This is a genomic window from Micromonospora sp. NPDC000663 (assembly GCF_042898105.1).
GTDB lineage: Bacteria > Actinomycetota > Actinomycetes > Mycobacteriales > Micromonosporaceae > Micromonospora.
Genome location: NZ_JBIAYR010000004.1, coordinates 447,072 through 463,131, shown reverse-complemented (window position 1 = coordinate 463,131; position 16,060 = coordinate 447,072). Strand labels below are relative to the sequence as shown.

14 protein-coding genes are annotated in these 16,060 nt (G+C 72.7%); 6 read left to right on the top strand and 8 right to left on the bottom strand.

Annotation, left to right across the window (positions count from 1 at the left end; translation table 11 throughout):
* The first annotated feature begins 1 nt into the window (after position 1).
* Positions 2-727 carry a helical backbone metal receptor gene (locus ACFY1S_RS17635; protein ID WP_387118827.1) on the top strand — a complete coding sequence of 242 codons (726 nt, stop codon included), beginning with the start codon at positions 2-4 and terminating at the stop codon, positions 725-727.
* A 10-nt stretch (positions 728-737) separates the two neighbouring features.
* Here the strand turns inward: ACFY1S_RS17635 and ACFY1S_RS17630 are convergent, their stop codons facing one another.
* Together ACFY1S_RS17630 and ACFY1S_RS17625 are read right to left on the bottom strand one after the other, a co-directional pair.
* A complete protein-coding gene (locus ACFY1S_RS17630) occupies positions 738-1,673 on the bottom strand; it encodes a TerC/Alx family metal homeostasis membrane protein (protein WP_387118824.1) in 936 nt (311 codons plus the stop codon).
* 123 nt (positions 1,674-1,796) lie between these two features.
* Entirely contained in the window at positions 1,797-2,486 is a 690-nt protein-coding gene (locus ACFY1S_RS17625; protein ID WP_387118821.1) for a CBS domain-containing protein, read from the bottom strand.
* 190 nt (positions 2,487-2,676) lie between these two features.
* On the opposite strand from ACFY1S_RS17625, the gene ACFY1S_RS17620 reads away from it, so the two are divergent.
* A complete protein-coding gene (locus ACFY1S_RS17620; RefSeq protein WP_387118817.1) occupies positions 2,677-3,225 on the top strand; it encodes a hypothetical protein in 549 nt (182 codons plus the stop codon).
* A gap of 178 nt (positions 3,226-3,403) precedes the next feature.
* On the top strand, positions 3,404-3,796 hold the full coding sequence (locus tag ACFY1S_RS17615; RefSeq protein WP_364364706.1) for an FKBP-type peptidyl-prolyl cis-trans isomerase: 393 nt from the start codon (positions 3,404-3,406) through the stop codon (positions 3,794-3,796).
* 88 nt (positions 3,797-3,884) lie between these two features.
* Here the strand turns inward: ACFY1S_RS17615 and ACFY1S_RS17610 are convergent, their stop codons facing one another.
* Positions 3,885-4,289: an STAS domain-containing protein gene (locus tag ACFY1S_RS17610; RefSeq protein WP_387118812.1), complete on the bottom strand. Its 405-nt coding sequence runs from the start codon at positions 4,287-4,289 to the stop codon at positions 3,885-3,887.
* 242 nt (positions 4,290-4,531) lie between these two features.
* Here ACFY1S_RS17610 and ACFY1S_RS17605 point away from each other — a divergent pair, with 242 nt between their 5' ends.
* The gene (locus tag ACFY1S_RS17605) at positions 4,532-5,548 is read left to right on the top strand and encodes an SMP-30/gluconolactonase/LRE family protein (RefSeq protein WP_364364701.1); all 1,017 of its coding nucleotides are present in this window, start codon (positions 4,532-4,534) and stop codon (positions 5,546-5,548) included.
* 57 nt (positions 5,549-5,605) lie between these two features.
* On the opposite strand, the gene ACFY1S_RS17600 is transcribed toward ACFY1S_RS17605, so the two are convergent.
* Positions 5,606-6,874: an Ig-like domain-containing protein gene (locus tag ACFY1S_RS17600; protein ID WP_387118808.1), complete on the bottom strand. Its 1,269-nt coding sequence runs from the start codon at positions 6,872-6,874 to the stop codon at positions 5,606-5,608.
* Positions 6,875-7,456: 582 nt separating this feature from the next.
* Here ACFY1S_RS17600 and ACFY1S_RS17595 point away from each other — a divergent pair.
* On the top strand, positions 7,457-8,422 hold the full coding sequence (locus tag ACFY1S_RS17595; protein ID WP_387118805.1) for a sugar phosphate isomerase/epimerase family protein: 966 nt from the start codon (positions 7,457-7,459) through the stop codon (positions 8,420-8,422).
* A 23-nt stretch (positions 8,423-8,445) separates the two neighbouring features.
* Complete coding sequence (locus tag ACFY1S_RS17590) at positions 8,446-10,545, top strand: PQQ-dependent sugar dehydrogenase (RefSeq protein WP_364364692.1); 2,100 nt, start codon at positions 8,446-8,448, stop codon at positions 10,543-10,545.
* 58 nt (positions 10,546-10,603) lie between these two features.
* On the opposite strand, the gene ACFY1S_RS17585 is transcribed toward ACFY1S_RS17590, so the two are convergent.
* The 4 genes from ACFY1S_RS17585 to pdhA form a co-directional block, all read right to left on the bottom strand.
* Entirely contained in the window at positions 10,604-12,283 is a 1,680-nt protein-coding gene (locus tag ACFY1S_RS17585; protein ID WP_387118802.1) for a right-handed parallel beta-helix repeat-containing protein, read from the bottom strand.
* Between the two features lie 120 nt (positions 12,284-12,403).
* Positions 12,404-13,825: a dihydrolipoamide acetyltransferase family protein gene (locus tag ACFY1S_RS17580; RefSeq protein ID WP_387119329.1), complete on the bottom strand. Its 1,422-nt coding sequence runs from the start codon at positions 13,823-13,825 to the stop codon at positions 12,404-12,406.
* A complete protein-coding gene (locus ACFY1S_RS17575; protein ID WP_387119326.1) occupies positions 13,810-14,814 on the bottom strand; it encodes an alpha-ketoacid dehydrogenase subunit beta in 1,005 nt (334 codons plus the stop codon). The genes ACFY1S_RS17580 and ACFY1S_RS17575 overlap by 16 nt, the downstream gene beginning before the upstream one ends.
* A complete protein-coding gene (gene pdhA, locus ACFY1S_RS17570; RefSeq protein WP_387118799.1) occupies positions 14,811-15,977 on the bottom strand; it encodes a pyruvate dehydrogenase (acetyl-transferring) E1 component subunit alpha in 1,167 nt (388 codons plus the stop codon). Before pdhA ends, ACFY1S_RS17575 begins: the two co-directional genes overlap by 4 nt.
* Positions 15,978-16,060: the final 83 nt, after the last annotated feature.

The window sequence follows — 16,060 nt, the reverse complement described above, 5'->3', positions numbered from 1 at the left end:
GATGCGTGTGGTGTCGCTGGTGCCGTCGCTGACCGAGGCGGTGGCGCTCACCCTGCCCGGGACGCTTGTCGGCGCCACCGACTGGTGCGTCCACCCGGCGGATCTCGACGTCGCCCGGGTCGGCGGCAGCAAGTACCCCGACCTGGACCGGGTCCGCGCCCTCCGGCCGGACCTCGTCCTGCTCAACGTGGAGGAGAACCGCCGCGCCGACGCGGACGCGCTGCGGGCCGCCGGTGTGCCGGTACGGGTCACCTATCCGCGTACCGTCGCGGGCGCCTTGACCGAGCTGGGCGAGGTGCTCACCGAACTGGGCGCGCCGACCGAACCGCCCTGGCTGCGGGCGGCGCGACGCGCCTGGGCCGACCCGCGCGCGCTGATGCCGGCCCGCCGGGCGGTGGTGCCGGTCTGGCGGCGGCCGTGGGTGGTGCTCGGCGGCGACACGTTCGCCGGCGACGTGCTGCGGCGGCTCGGGGTCGTCAACGCCTACGACGACCACCCCGAGCGCTATCCCCGACCGACCCTCGCCGACCTGCGCGGGCGGTCGCCGGAGCTGGTGGTACTGCCGGACGAGCCGTACCGGTTCACCGCCGACGACGGGCCCGAGGCGTTCTCCGGCGTACCGTGCGCTCTGCTCTCCGGTCGGCACCTCACCTGGTACGGCCCGTCCCTGGCCGAGGCGCCCGCGCTGCTGGCCGACCAGCTGTCCCGGCCGGTACGCGCCTACTGAACCGGGCACGTCACCGGGCGCGTCGCGCGGCCACCACGCTGGCGCCGACGGCGACGGCCAGACTCAGCACCACCACCGCGAGGGTCAGCCAGACCGGCAGTTCACCCACCGGCGTCTCGGCCAGGATCAGCTTCAACCCCGCGAAGGCGAGCACCACGGCCAGCCCGTAGCGCAGGTAGCCGAAGTGCCGCAGCAGACCGGCGAGGCAGAAGTAGAGGCTGCGCAGCCCCAGCACGGCGAACGCGGTGGCCGTCCACACCAGGAAGGTGCTGGTGGTGATGGCGAGGATCGCCGCCACCGAGTCGACCGCGAAGACGATGTCGGTGGCCTCGATCGCGACAAGCGTCACGAGCAGCAGGGTCGCCACCCGTCGCCCGCCGACCCGGGCGGTGAACCGGTCACCGTGGTACCTGGCGTCGGTGGGCACCACCCGCCGGAACAGCCGCACGACCCGGTTGCGCTCCGGATCGACGTCCGGCTTCCCGCGTACGGCCAGCCGGCACCCGGTCCACACCAGGAACACCCCCAGCACGACCCCCGCCCAGGCCAGCCGCTCCAGCAGCTCGGCGCCGGCGAGGATGAACAGCAGGCGGAACGCGAGCGCCCCCACGACGCCCCAGAACAGCACCTTGTGCTGGTAGCCCGCCGGCACCCGGAAATACCCGAACAGCAGCGCGAAGACGAACACGTTGTCCACCGAGAGCGCCTTCTCCAGCAGGTAGCCGGAGAAGTACGCGACGGCCGGCTCGGCGCCCAGGCCGAACCAGACGACCAACCCGAACAGCAGGCCCGCCGCGATCCAGACGCCGCTCCACAGCAGCGCCTCCCGTAACCCGATGACATGGTTGTCCCGGTGCGCGAGCATGTCGACCGCGAGCATCACGGCGATCACCCCGCCGACCGCGCCCCACGCCCACAGGGGCACCGCGACCGTCGCCTCAGCCACCCGGCGCCCCCCGGCATCGACCACCGCGCCGCACCGCCGCCGCGCCGGCCGGCCGCTTTTGAGCCTAGGCGAGCGGCGCGGCCGACGTCGGCGCTCCGGCCAACTCGACCCCGGCGGCGGGGATCACGCGACAGGCATCACCTGAGCCAGATCGACGACCGTGTCGTCGGTGTCGTACGCGATCGCGTTCGTCACCCGGACGACACCACTGACCTGGGCCGCGAGCCGGCCGGCGAGGTCCACGGCGGAACGGTGGTCCAGCCGGCCGGCGAGGTCGACCTCGCCGTGGCGCACCTTCACGGTGACCAGGCCGTCCCGCACGGCGAGCACCCGACGCAGCACCTCCTGCACCACGTCCTCGCGGATCTCGGCGTCCGAGCGCAGGTGCACACGCAGCAGGTCGGCGCGACTGACGATGCCGACGAGCCGGCCGAGGTCGTCCAGCACCGGCAACCGCTTGACCTGCTCGCGGTCCATGAGCCGGGCGGCGGCCGCGAGCGTCGCCTCCGGGTACGTGGTGACCGCCGGCGCCGTCATCAGGTCCCCGGCCACCAACGCCTCGCTCCTGCTGCGGGCGTCGCGCCGGTGGCGGCTCTCGAAGACGCGCCGCTGTGCCGGCTCGCCGGCCCGTTCGATGCGGTGCAGAAGATCAGCCTCGGACACCATACCGAGCACCCGGCCGAAACCGTCGACCACCGGCGCCGCGCTGACGTCGCGGCGCAGCAGCACGTCGACGATCTCCCGGTACGGGGTCTCGACCACCACGGTCGCGACCTCCCGCGTCATCACGTCACCCACCTGCCAGGCCCTCATCACGACCTCCCTCTCGTCATCCACTCCGGACGCTACGGCCGTACGGCGGCCGTGGTCAGAGGCAGGAGGCCGGTCCCGAACAGGTCCAAGGTCCCGGGTCGACGAGGCCCGGTCGGCCCTGCCGCGGACGCCGCGAGGGGCGTCCACTGGAGATGCCACCGGGAAGTGCGGTGCGAGGCAACGAAGGGACGTGGAGACCATGACCGCGACGATCGAGCGGACCACCGCCACCACACCGGCGGCCGGCGCCCGGGAGAGGGCCGTCCGGTACGTCCTGGCCGGCACCCGCCTGGCGCTCGGCTGGATCTTCCTCTGGGCCTTCCTCGACAAGCTCTTCGGCCTCGGACTGGCCACCGAGTCGAAGAACGCCTGGATCAACGGCGGCAGCCCCACCAAGGGCTTCCTCACCTTCGGCGTGACCGGCCCCTTCAAGGACCTCTACGCCGGCATCGCCGGAGCCGCCTGGGCGGACTGGCTGTTCATGATCGGTCTGGCCGGGGTCGGCGTCGCCCTGATGCTCGGCATCGGCATGCGGGTCGCCGCGGTGGCCGGCGGGCTGCTGCTGGTCATGATGTGGACCGCCGTCCTGCCCCCGGAGAACAACCCCTTCATGGACGACCACCTGATCTACGCCGCGGTGCTCGCGGTGCTGGCGCTGGTCAACGCCGGCGACACCTGGGGCCTCGGCCGGTACTGGGCGAACCTCCCGATCGTCCGCCGGTTCCCCTGGCTCCGGTAACCCCACCCCCTCCCACGGCGGGCGTCCCCACCCCAGGGGCGCCCGCCGCACCGCGCTTTGCGAGAGGGGCTTCCCCCGCTGGGGGGTGGGGTGCCGGGTCCGCCGAACATCGGTGGGGCGTGATCCGGCAGGATCGAGGTGACCGGACACATCACCCAACACGGCAGGAGATCCCCACATGAACCAGGCAGCAGGCGCCCGTTCGGGCAAGCCCGAGGTGGGTCCGATCGAGGGTGCGCCGCCGGCCGACCTCGTGATCGAGGACATCACCGTGGGCGAGGGCCCGCAGGCGCAACCGGGCCAGCTGGCCAGCGTGCACTACGTAGGCGTGTCGCACTCCACGGGCACCGAGTTCGACTCGTCGTGGAACCGGGGCGAGGCGTTCGAGTTCCCGCTCGGCGGCGGTCAGGTCATCGCCGGATGGGACCAGGGCGTGGTCGGCATGCGCGTCGGCGGCCGGCGTCGCCTCACCATCCCGCCGCACCTCGGGTACGGCGACCGGGGCGCGGCCGGCGTCATCAAGCCGGGCGAGACCCTGGTCTTCGTGGTCGACCTGCTCGACGTGCGCTGACCGGAGCTCCTCGGGGGTCGCCGGCCGACACCGGCGGCCCCCGCTCCCGGGCGCACCGCGCCCGGACCGGGCAGCCCCGGGACAGGGCTCAGGCGGCCAGCATCAGGTCCGTCGGAGGAGTGGCCGGGCGGCGTGCCGTGTCGACGAGGCGGGCGGCCTCGACCACGCGGGACGGCTCCAGCACCGTCATCACCCGGTGCAGACCGGTGGCGCGCAGCACCCGCGCGACCACGGGAGTCGGGTCGACGAGGACGAGCTCGCCGCCACGGGCACGGATGCGCAGGTGCGCGGCGAGCAGCGTCCGCACGCCCGCGGCGGAGAGCAGCCGCAGACCGGACATCTCGAGATGAAGCACCGGGCGTGCCGGCGCGGACCACAGCGCGGACCGGAACGCAGCCACCGTGGCGATGTCGACCTCGCCGGCCACCCGCACCCGGACCACCAGGTCACCCACGTTGACCTGCACGTCCAACCGGCCGCTGCGCTCTTCCATGCCCTGAAACCTATCCCCCACCACCGACAGTTTCGCCCGTCCACGGAGTGATTCCGGGTACGCCCAGGGTCATCCCCGGAGGCACCCCGGGTCCCCCTCGGGGTGGAGCCCGGGGTGCACCGCCCCGGCCGGGCGTACGACCCCGGGGTCCGCGGGCCGCGTGGAGCACACCGGCGGGTCGATCATGGTCGGGGCGCGCGGCGGTGCGGCGGACGACGACATCGGCGGGTGAGAATGGAACGATGGTGATTCCCCGCCCCCGGCCGCCCCGGCTGATCCGGCCCGTCCGGGAGCCGGCCACCGTGCCTCCGCCGCTCGCCGGGGCGTGGGCCGCCACCGACAGCCGACTCGACCAGGTCGACCTGCTGCCGCTGCCCGACGGCGCCGTCGGCCCCGAGGACGTGCTTGTCGACCCGGCCGGACGGGTGATCAGTGGCGACGAGGACGGCCGGCTGTGGTGGTGGCCGGCCGACGCGCCCGCCGGCACCCGGCCCCGGCTCCTGGCCGAGACCGGCGGCCGGCCGCTCGGCATCGAGCTGGACCCCTCCGGGGAGACGCTTGTCGTCTGCGACGCGTACCGGGGGCTGCTGCGGGTCACACCGGACGGGGCGGTCCGCGAGTTGACCGGGACGGCGCCCCCGGTGCACCTGGCCAACAACGCGGCAGTGGCCCGCGACGGCACCGTCTACTTCACCGACTCGTCGGACCGGTTCCCCGTCTCGCACTGGAAACGGGACCTGCTGGAGCACCGCCCCAACGGCCGGGTGCTGGCGCACCATCCGGGCAGCGGACGCACCGAGGTGGTGGCCGACGGGCTGTACTTCCCCAACGGGATCGCGCTGACCCCCGACGAGTCGGCGCTGATGCTCGTGGAGACCACCACCCACCGGTTGCTCCGCGTCGAGCTGGGCGGCGGGGTGCGGGTGCTCGCCGACCTGCCCGCGTACCCGGACAATCTCTCCGCGGTGGGCGACGGGACGTACTGGATCGCGCTGCCCAGTCCGCGGGTGCCGATCGCCGAGCGGCTGCTGCCGCACCCGCGGCTGCGCCAGCTCGCCGCGCTGCTGCCCGACGCGATGCAGCCGCAACCGCGCCGCTACGGGCTGGTCGCCCTGGTCGACGGCGCGGGCACGGTCCGTCGGACGCTGCACGGTCCGGCCGGGCACTACTGGATGATCACCGGGGTACGCCAGCACGGCGACCACCTCTGGCTGGGCAGCCTGATCGGGCCGGGCGTGGCCCGCGTACCCCTGCACTGACGGCCCGGGCCGGCCCGCCGCAGTGGCGGGCCGGCCCGGACGACCGTCGGTGGTGTCTCAGCGACCGCTGACCGAGGGCGCCGGGGCGGGCGATCCCCCGGCCACCGCCCCCGGGTGCGCCGGGGCGACCGGCGCGGGCTTGAGCCCCGGCGACACCGGCAGGGCGCTGCCCCGGACGAACTCGTCCCAGCTGACGTTCCACGCGGTCCAGCCGTTGCCCGGCTGCAACTCCACCTCGGTGCCCTTGACGGTGATCAGGTCACCGACCTGCGTCACGCCCATCAGCCAGTCGGCCGCGGCGGCGGAGACGTTGGCGCAGCCGTGCGAGACGTTCGTGTTTCCCTGGTCGCCCTCGGACCACGGGGCGGAGTGGATGAACTCGCCACCCCAGGTGTAGCGCTGGGCGTCGTCGACGTCGACCACGTAGCCGCCGTTCGGCTCACCCCGGGTGTCGAAGGTGGTCCGCTCGTGCTTCTCCATGATCACCATCTTGCCGCTGGAACTGGGTGTGCTCGGCTTGCCCAGGCTGACCGGGATACGGCGGATCTGCTTGCCGTCGCGCAGCACCGTCATCTGCTTGGTGGCGTTGTCGATCTCCAGCGCCTGCTGCCGGCCGATCTTCGAGGTGGCGGTCCGCTCGGCGTCGCCGACCCGGTCCTTGCCGATCGGCAGGCCCTCCAGCCCGGCCCGAACGCTGATCGTCGTACCGGGCTTCCAGAAATCGGGCGCGCGGTAATAGACCTGCGTTCCATCCTCAAGCCAGGACCAGGTGCCCGGTTGCGGCGGATTAGTCTTTACGAACAACCGGCGTTGGACATCTGCTCTGGCCTCTTTCGGAATTCCCGGGTCGAACGCCACGGTTACCGGCATCGCCGTGCCGTACGTCCGGTTGCCGTTGAAATAGAGGGTGCTGGTGATCTGCGGTTTGCTGGACCTGGCCATCGTGGTGAACGTGGTGGTGCGCGTGGTGGTGGCGCCCGAGTCGCCGGTCGCGGTCACCTCGGCCGTGTACGTCCGCTTGGGTTGCAGCGGCGCGCTCGGCACCCAGCCCGAGCCGTCCTCGCGCGGTTCGGCCTTGACCTGCGCGCCCTTGTCGTCGGTCAGTCGTACGCCGGTGACCCGGCCGCCCTTGACCGTGGTCCCCACCTCGGCGCTCACCGGTACGTCGCGGGCCTTGTCCCCCGGCGACACGGTGACCTCCGGAGGCGCGGCGTGCCCCTTGGCCGACCCGGCCGCCGGCTCCCGCTCGGCGGTACAACCGCCCAGGACGAGTGGTGCGGCCGCGATGGTTACCGCCAACAGCGTCAGTCGCCGCCTCGACGTCATGTTTTGTCCCCCCGTTTTCGGCTTCCCTCTGCCACATCTTCGTCGCCTCGGCAGGGGTGTCCACGCCATTCGGAAATAATCGGCGGCGCATTTACCGGCGCATTTTCCGGCGCTGCGTCGCCTGGCGGAACAAGGGCCATCTGCACGCACTCGCGTCCTTTGCTCCGCTTGCCGGGAGGCGACACCCGTTGTCCGGATGGACGGCCCGCCGGCACCCGGCAGGCGGCGGACCCCGGGGCGCCGACCGGTACCGGCGGGAGGTCAAGGGCCGGCGCGCACCCCGGGCGCGGACTTTTGTCAGTTGGAGCGAAACTTTCGGCGATCACGACGAAGCTTTGCCTTCGTCCGGGGGCAAGGGTAGGGTCCGGATCGAGATAGAGGGTTGCCCATTCGTCGATCAGCCTGCCGCCGCCCCTGCCGGGCCGCGCGTCCCGCCCCGATGGGTCCGGGTCGTGCCCCGCGTGCCGTCCCTCACCGTTCCGCCGGAGCGTGCCTCCGGCTGGTCCGGCGCGCCCCGGGACGGGCGGCAGTCGGTCGACCGCCGATCGACGGCGTCCGCGCCGTCAGGAAGGGACCACCACCATGGATCAACAGACCAACCAATCGGAGCCGACAGCGGCGTCCGAGGCGGTCAGCCGTCGCGGCCTGCTGCGCGCCGCGACGGTCTCGGCCGCCGCGGTCGGCGCCGCCGGCCTGCTCGCCGGCCCGGCCACCGCCGCTCCCAGCGCCCAGGGCGGGCACTCCGGCGGCCGCCGGCGGGTGCCTGTCGACCGGATCAGCATCCAGCTGTACACGGTGCGCGACCAGCTGGCCGCCGACCTGCCCGGCACCCTGGACGCGCTGCGGCGGATCGGCTACCGGCGGGTCGAGCACGCCGGCTTCGTGGGACGCACCGCCGCCCAGTTCCGCGCCGCGCTCGACGAGGCCGGGCTGCGCGCCACCTCCGGCCACACGGGCATCCCGCAGCCGTTCGACGACGCCACCTGGCAACGCGCCCTCGAGGACGCGCACACCGTCGGCAGCAAGAAGATCGTGCACCCGTACTTCGGCCGCGACGCCAGCGGGCAGGCGATCAGGGACCCCGCCGTCTACCGGGCGCTGGCGCGGGACCTCAACCGGGCCGGTCGGCTCGCCGAGCGTGCGGGGCTCGACTTCGGCTACCACAACCACCAACTGGAGTTCGTGCCGCTGACCGACGGGTCGACCGGCTTCGAGATCCTCACGGGGCAGACCGACCCGCGGCTCGTCCACTTCGAACTCGACCTCTACTGGACCTGGCGCGGCGCCCACGACCCGATCGACGTGATCCGGGCCAACCGTGGCCGGATCCGCCAGGTGCACGTCAAGGACCTCGACGTCGAGGGCGGCTTCGCCGACCTCGGTGACGGCGTCATCGACTTCGGTCGGATCTTCGCCCACGAACGCGAGGCGGGCATCGAGGAGTACATCGTGGAGCGCGACGACGCGGGCACCGCACCGCGCTCCCCCGCCGACGCCCTGGACACCGCCCGGGTCGGCTTCGACTACCTCGCCTCACTCCGGTACTGAAAACCACCTCGGGGGACGACCTGATGAACAGGACCGCATTCGCGTCCGCACTGCTGCTGGTGACGGCCGGCCTGGCCGTACCGCCGGCGGCCGCAGCCGCCGCGCCGGCCGCGCCGCCGGACAGCAGCTTCCAGAAAGTCACACTCAACGACTTCCCAGGCGAGCCGATGAGCCTCGCCGTCCTGCCCGATTTGCGGGTGCTGCACACCTCCCGGACCGGCGAGGTCCGCATTCACGACCCGCGCACCGGGCTGAACACCCTCGCCGCCGACATCCCGGTGTACGAGCACGACGAGGAGGGCCTGCAGGGGGTCGCCATCGACCCCAACTTCGCCCAGAACAAGTGGGTGTACCTCTACTACTCGCCGCCGCTGAACACCCCTGTGGACGACCCCGCCACGCCCGGCGTCAACGAGGGGGACGCGCCGGAAACCGGCACCGAGGCGGACTGGCAGCGGTTCAAGGGTGCGCTGCGGCTGTCCCGGTTCAAGCTCGACGGGATGAAGCTCAACCTGGCCAGCGAGCAGCAGATCATCGACGTCGCCACCGACCGGGGCATCTGCTGCCACGTCGGCGGGCAGATCGACTTCGACAGCAAGGGCAACCTGTACCTGTCGACAGGTGACGACACCAACCCGTTCGCCTCCGACGGCTACATCCCGATCGACGAGCGGGCCGACCGGAACCCGGCGTACGACGCCCAGCGCAGCTCGGCCAACACGAACGACCTGCGCGGCAAGCTGCTGCGCATCAAGCCGAAGGCCGGTGGTGGTTACACGGTGCCGGCCGGCAACCTGTTCAAGCCGGGGACGGCGAAGACCCGCCCGGAGATCTACGCGATGGGGCTGCGCAACGCGTTCCGCTTCGCGGTGGACCGGCGGACCGACAACGTGTACCTGGCCGACTACTCCCCCGACGCCTCCACGGCGAACCCGGAGCGCGGGCCGGCCGGACACGGCCGGTGGATGATGATCGACAAGCCGGCGAACTACGGCTGGCCGTACTGCGTGACGCCGACCATCGCGTACCGCGACTACGACTTCGCCACCGGCCAGTCCGGCAAGAAGTTCAACTGCGCGCGCCCGGTCAACGAGTCACCGCACAACACGGGCAAGCGGCAGCTGCCGCCGGTCGAGCAGCCGCAGGTCTGGTACCCGTCCGCGGCGTCCGGTGAGTTCCCGCAGCTGGGCACCGGCGGCATCGGCCCGATGGGTGGCCCGGCGTACGACTACGACGGGACCAGCACCTCGCGGACCCGCTGGCCGGCCTACTACGACGGGGTTCCGCTGTTCTACGAGTGGACCCGGGACTACATCAAGGAGTTCCGCCTCGACGAGGACGGCGACGTCGCGGACATCCGGCCGGTGGTCCCGTCGCTTGTGGTGGACAACCCGATGGACATGGAGTTCGGCCCGGACGGCGCGCTCTACGTGCTGGAGTACGGCGACGGCTACTTCGCCGAGAACCCGGACGCGCAGCTGTCCCGGATCGACTTCGTGCGGGGCAACCGGACGCCGATCCCGAAGATCAGCGGCACCCCGACCGTCGGGCAGGCGCCGTTGACCGTCGCGTTCTCCAGCGCCGGCACCACCGACCCGGACGGTGACAGGCTGAGCTACGCGTGGGACTTCAACGCGGACGGTTCGGTGGACAGCACCGCTCCGAACGCGACCTGGACGTTCGCGGAGAACGGCTCGTACACCCCGACGCTGAAGGTGACCGACCGCACCGGACGCTCCGCCTCGGCGACCCTGCCGCTGGTGGTCGGGCCGACCGCGCCGGTCGTCGAGTTCGTCGCCCCGGTGGCCGGACAGCCCTTCCAGTTCGGGCAGACGGTCGCGTACGAGGTGAAGGTCACCGACGACCTGCCGGTGGACTGTTCCCGGGTGAAGGTCACCTACGTGCTCGGGCACGACGAGCACGGGCACCCGCTCTCCACGTCGACGGGTTGCAGCGGGACCATCCCCACCTTCATCGACGGTGGGCACAGCGGGGCGGACAATCTGACGGCGGTCTTCGTCGCGGAGTACACCGACGCGCCGACCGAGCCGGGTGTGCCGCCGCAGTCGGCCTCGGCCACCGTGGTGCTGGACCCGACCCCGGTGGCCGGCCTGGCCGGCTGAGGAGTTTCACAGTGACAGCGGCGGCGGTCGGAGGATTCCGGCCGCCGCCGCCCGTCGCTCAGCTCCAGTCGCTGTCGACGTGGTTGTCGCGCCAGCGTCCGCCCACCGGCGGGGTGTCCAGCCGCATCCCGTCCTCGGCGTTGCCGGCGAGGTCGTTGTCCTCGACCCGGCAGTCCACGCAGCTGCCCCGCTCGGTGATCCACAGTCCGTGCGTCTGGGTGCGGGATTCGTCGCTGTCCCAGATCCGGTTGCCGCGGATGGTGGCCGAGTCGAACGGCGCGTTGATGGTGATGCCGGCCCGCCGCCCGGGAGCGGGGTCCAGCTCGTACGCGCAGCCCGGCGGCGGCACGTCCCCGCTCCACGCGCTGAACGCGTCCGGGCGTACCGGGGCCAGGGCGAGTTCGTCGCCGGTGTTGGCGGCCACCGTGGCCACGGACCGGCCGACCCGCAGGATCTTGCCCCGGTGCCCGTCGCGCGGCCAGTCGGCGGTGCGGTCCACCAGGCCCCGCTCGCTGTAGCGGACGGCCTCGCCCGCTCCGCCGGCGGCCCTGGCGTACTGCCGCCCGTTGTTGCGGATCCGGTTGTTGAGCAGCACCGCGTCGCTCATCTGGTGGTCGATGCGGACCGCGTCCAGACCGTTGCCCCAGAACTCGTTGCTCTCGATCACCACGTCCCGGACAGGTCCCTGGTAACCGCGACCGAGGTCGCGCGCGTGGTAGCCGTGCTGGCCGTTTCCGCTGATTCGGTTGCCCCGCACGACGTACGGCCCGGGGCTGTTGCCGATGCTGATCCCGTCGCGCAGATTGCCGTCGATGACGCAGTCGGTGACGAGTCCGCCCCGCCCGGCCACCGTCGAGGTGCCCTGCGACGACACGTCGAAGCCCGCCTCCAGGTTGCCGGTCATCGTGCAGGCAGACACGATCAGCCCGTCGGCGCCCCAGTCGGAGATGCCGAAGCGGTTGCCCTGGCTGTGGCAGCCGATGATGCGGTAGCCGCGGGGCGGCGGCCAGTATTCCTTCTGCAACTCCAGGAAGATCCCGTTGGTGCCGTTGGCCAGGGCTGTGCAGTTGGCGATGGTCAGCCGTTCCACCGGACCCCACCCGCCGACTCCGATGCCGATGCCGGCTCCGCCCATCTGCTCGCCGTTGTCCAGCCGGCCGCAGCCGACCACCACCACGCCGTCGATCAGGGAGTCCTGGAGGAAGTCGCAGCCCAGCCCGCTGGCCGCGGTGTGGTGGATGTAGAGGTTGCGGAACACGCCCCGCACCACGTACTGCAGGCCGAGGCCCTTGGCCAGGTAGTTGTACTCGGCCATCGCCACGCCCGAGCCGTCGATCTGGAAGTCGGCGAACGTGCAGTCGGCGATGTGCCGGTCCCGGTCGGCACCGTGCTGGAGGGTCGTCCAGAAGGCCAACGGTGTCGGGTCTGCCCGGTTGCCCTCGTTGCTCAGCATGAACCGGGTCGCCGCCGGGCCGGCCCCGACCAGCGACACCCCGCTGCGCCACACCGTGCCGGCGTCGCGGATCGAGTAGATGCCCGGCGGGCAGTAGATCACCCGGGCCCGCCCGTCGGAGGCGTACCCGGCGCCGAGCCGGTCCACGAGGGCGGCCAGCGCCGGTTGGTCGTTCGTCGCGCCGTCACCGGTCAGCCCGTACTCCAGGGCGTCGCAGTAGAGCGGCGCGCCGGCGGAGGCGGGCCGCCGTACCCGGACCGAGTTGAGTATCGCCTCGTACGCCACGGGCCGGCTCCCTTCGACGCGGGTGGTGCGCGCCGACTTCCCGGTGACGGGTGGGGGAAACCCCCGGACGCGGTCCGGCCCCGGCGCCGCGTGGGCAGCGCCGGGGCCGGGGTACGCGCCTCAGACGGCGGCGATGAGCAGCGCCGGGCGCTCCACGCAGTCGGCCACGTGCCGCAGGAAGCCACCGGCCACCCCACCGTCGCAGACCCGGTGGTCGAAGGTGAGGCTGAGCTGGGTCACCTTGCGGACGGCGAGTTGCCCGTCGACCACCCACGGCTTGTCCACGATCCGCCCGACGCCGAGCAGCGCGGCCTCCGGGTGGTTGATGATCGGCGTGGAGCCGTCGACGCCGAACACGCCGTAGTTGTTGAGCGTGAACGTGCCGCCGGTGAGCCGGGCCGGCGGCAGGCTGCCCGCCCGCGCCGCGGTGGTGGTCGCCGCCAGTTCGGCGGCCAGCTCGGCGGTGGTGAGCCGTTGGGCGTCGCGCAGCACCGGCACCAGCAGGCCCCTGTCGGTCTGCGCGGCGATGCCCAGGTGCACACCGGCGGACTGGACGATCCGCTGCGCCTCCGTGTCGACCCGGGAGTTGAGCTGGGGGTACCGGCGCAGGCCGCTGAGGCAGATCCGGGCCAGCAGGGCCAGGATGCTCACCGGGGCGTCGGGCGTCGCCGCGTTGATCGCCGCCCGGGTCTCCAGCAGCCCGGTGGCGTCCACGTCCACCCAGATGGTCACCTCGGGGATCTCCCGACGGCTGCGGGACAGCTTGTCGGCGATCACCTTGCGCACACCGGTGAGCGGGACGATCACGTCGCCGTCCCCGGTCGCCGCGAGGGCGACGTGCGGGGCCGGCACGGCGGCGAGCCGGGCGGCCGGCGCGGCCAGCGCCGCCTCCACGTCGGCGCGGCGGATCACCCCGCCCGGTCCGCTGCCGTGCAGCGTGGCGAGGTCGACGCCACGCTCACGGGCCAACCGCCGCACGATCGGTGAGATGACCAGGGCGGCCGCTGTCCGCTCCGGATCGGTGGGGGCGGCCCCCACGACGGTGTGCCCCGTCGACCCGGCGTCGGCGCCTGTGGAGTCGGCGCGGCGGATGTCGGGCCGGGCGACGTCCGTCGGGCCGGCGTCGACAGGTTCGGGGGCGAGGGCCAGCCGGGGGCGCCGCCGACGCCTGGTGGCGCCGCCGTGACCAGTGCCGTACCCGATGAGCACGTTGCCGGACCCGGCTCGCTCCTCCTCGCGGTAGGTGGCGTGCCCGGCGGGCTCGTCGCCGCCACCGTCCAGGGGCGCGATCGTGATCAGGGGTTGGCCGACCGGGCGTACCTCACCTGCCGCACCGTGCAGGGTGACGACCCGGCCGGCGTACGGGCAGGGCACGTCGACGACCGCCTTGGCGGTCTCCACCTCGACCACGCTCTGGTCGACAGTGACGATGTCGCCCACGGCGACCCGCCACTCGACGATCTCGGCCTCGCTCAACCCCTCGCCCAGGTCGGGCAGGAGGAAGACCTGGGTCCGCTCGACCGTGGTCATGCCGCCGCCCAACGCGCGTCCGGCTGGTCGTCCCACTGCAGGCGGGCCACCGCGTCCAGGACCCGGTCCACGCCGGGCAGGTGGGTGTGCTCCAGCATCGGCGCCGGGTACGGGATGTCCAGCCCGGCGACGCGCAGCACCGGGGCGTGCAGCGCGTGGAAGCAGCGCTCCTGCACCCGTGCGGCGATCTCCGCGCCGACACCCGCGAAGCCGGGCGCCTCCTGGATCACCACGCACCGGCCGGTACGCCGGACCGAGGCGGTGATGGTGGCGTCGTCGAACGGCACGATCGTGCGCACGTCCACCACCTCCAGGTCCCAGCCCTCCTCGCGGGCGGCCTCGGCGGCCTCCAGCGCGACAGGCACCGCCGGTCCGTACGCGACAAGGGTGGCGTCGCGGCCGGGCCGACGCACCACGGCTCGGCCGAACGGCTCGGTACGCGTCGGCAGCTCGGCTTCGGCACTGCCGAAGTAGAGCTTCTTGGGCTCCATGAAGACCACCGGGTCGGGGTCGTCGATCGCCTCACGCAGCAGCGAGTACGCGTCCTCGACTGTCGCAGGCGTGACCACCTTCAGGCCCGGGGTGTGCGCGTAGTACGCCTCGGACGAGTCGCAGTGGTGCTCCACCCCGCCGATGCCGCCGGCGTACGGCACGCGGATGACGATGGGCACGCTGAGCGCGCCCCGGGTGCGGTTGCGCAGCTTGGCCACGTGCGAGGCGATCTGCTCGAACGCCGGGTACGCGAACGCGTCGAACTGCATCTCGACGACCGGCCGGAGCCCGGACATGGCCAGGCCGACGGCGAAGCCGACGATGCCGGCCTCGGCGAGGGGCGTGTCGAAGCAGCGCTTCTCGCCGAAGCGGGCCTGGAGGCCGTCGGTGATCCGGAAGACGCCGCCGAGCTGGCCGACGTCCTCGCCGAAGACGACGACCCGGTCGTCGGCGGCGAGGGCGTCGGCGAGCGCGGTGTTGAGCGCCTTCGCCATGGTGGTGGCCATCAGGGGTTCCCGTCCTCGTCACTCGCGGCGGCCAGTTCGGCGCGGACCTGTTCACGTTGCTCGACGAGCTGCGGGGTGGGTTCGGCGTAGACGTGGTCGAAGAGGCTCAGCGGGTCGACGCTGGGCTGCTCGTTCATCCGGGCGCGCAGGTCCGCCGCGTACGCCTCGGCCTGCTCGGCGATCTCGGCGACCGCCGTGTCGTCGAGCACGCCCCGGGCCCGCAGGTAGGTCTCCAGGCGGGCGAGCGGGTCGCGGTCGCGCCAGGCGTCGACCTCGGCGCCGTCGCGGTAGCGGCTGGCGTCGTCGGCGTTGGTGTGCGGTTCCATCCGGTAGGTGTGCGCCTCGACGAGGAACGGTCCGTTTCCGGCACGGGCGTGCGCGACCGCGCGGGTGAGCACGGCGAGCACGGCGACCGGGTCGTTGCCGTCGACCTGCTCGCTGGGCACGCCGTAGCCGACGCCCTTGTACGCCAGCGACGGCGCGGCGGTCTGCCGGGACAGCGGGACGCTGATGGCGTACCTGTTGTTCTGCACGAAGTAGACGACAGGCGCCTTGAACACGGCGGCGAAGTTGATCCCCTCGTGGAAGTCGCCCTCGCTCGTCGCGCCGTCGCCGATGAAGGCGAGCGCCACGGTGTCGCGACCCTGGTACGCCTCGCCGTGCGCGAGGCCGGCGGCGTGCACGCACTGGGTGGCCAGGGGCGTGCACTGCGGCGCGGTGCGTACCTCGGTGGGGTTGTAGCCGCAGTGCCAGTCGCCGCGCAGCAGCGTGAGGACCTCGACCGGGTCGATGCCCCGGGCAACCAGAGCCATCGACTCGCGGTAGGTGGGGAACACCCAGTCGGTGTCGCGGACCGCGAGCACGGCGCCGACCTGGCACGCCTCCTGGCCCCGTGAGGACGGGTAGACGGCGAGGCGGCCCTGCTTGGTCAGCGCGGTCGCCTGGGTGTCGAAGCGGCGGCCGAGCACCATCCGGCGGTACAGCTCGCGCAGCACCTCGACGGGTGGCTCCGGATAGTCGGTGCGGGCGGGCAGCGGCGTGCCCGTCGGGTCGAGCAGGCGGACCGGCTCGGCGTCCGGGAGCAGTGGGCGCGCCGGGTCGGGCGGGGTGGCCGCCCGACGGGTACGCGGGGATGCCCTGCGGACCGCCTGGGGAGTGGTCGTCACGGCGGAACCTCCTGGGACGTGTGGTGAGCCTATGCTTCCGCTGACGGATGATTGACTCAAGATCCACCAGGAAGGTGGGACGA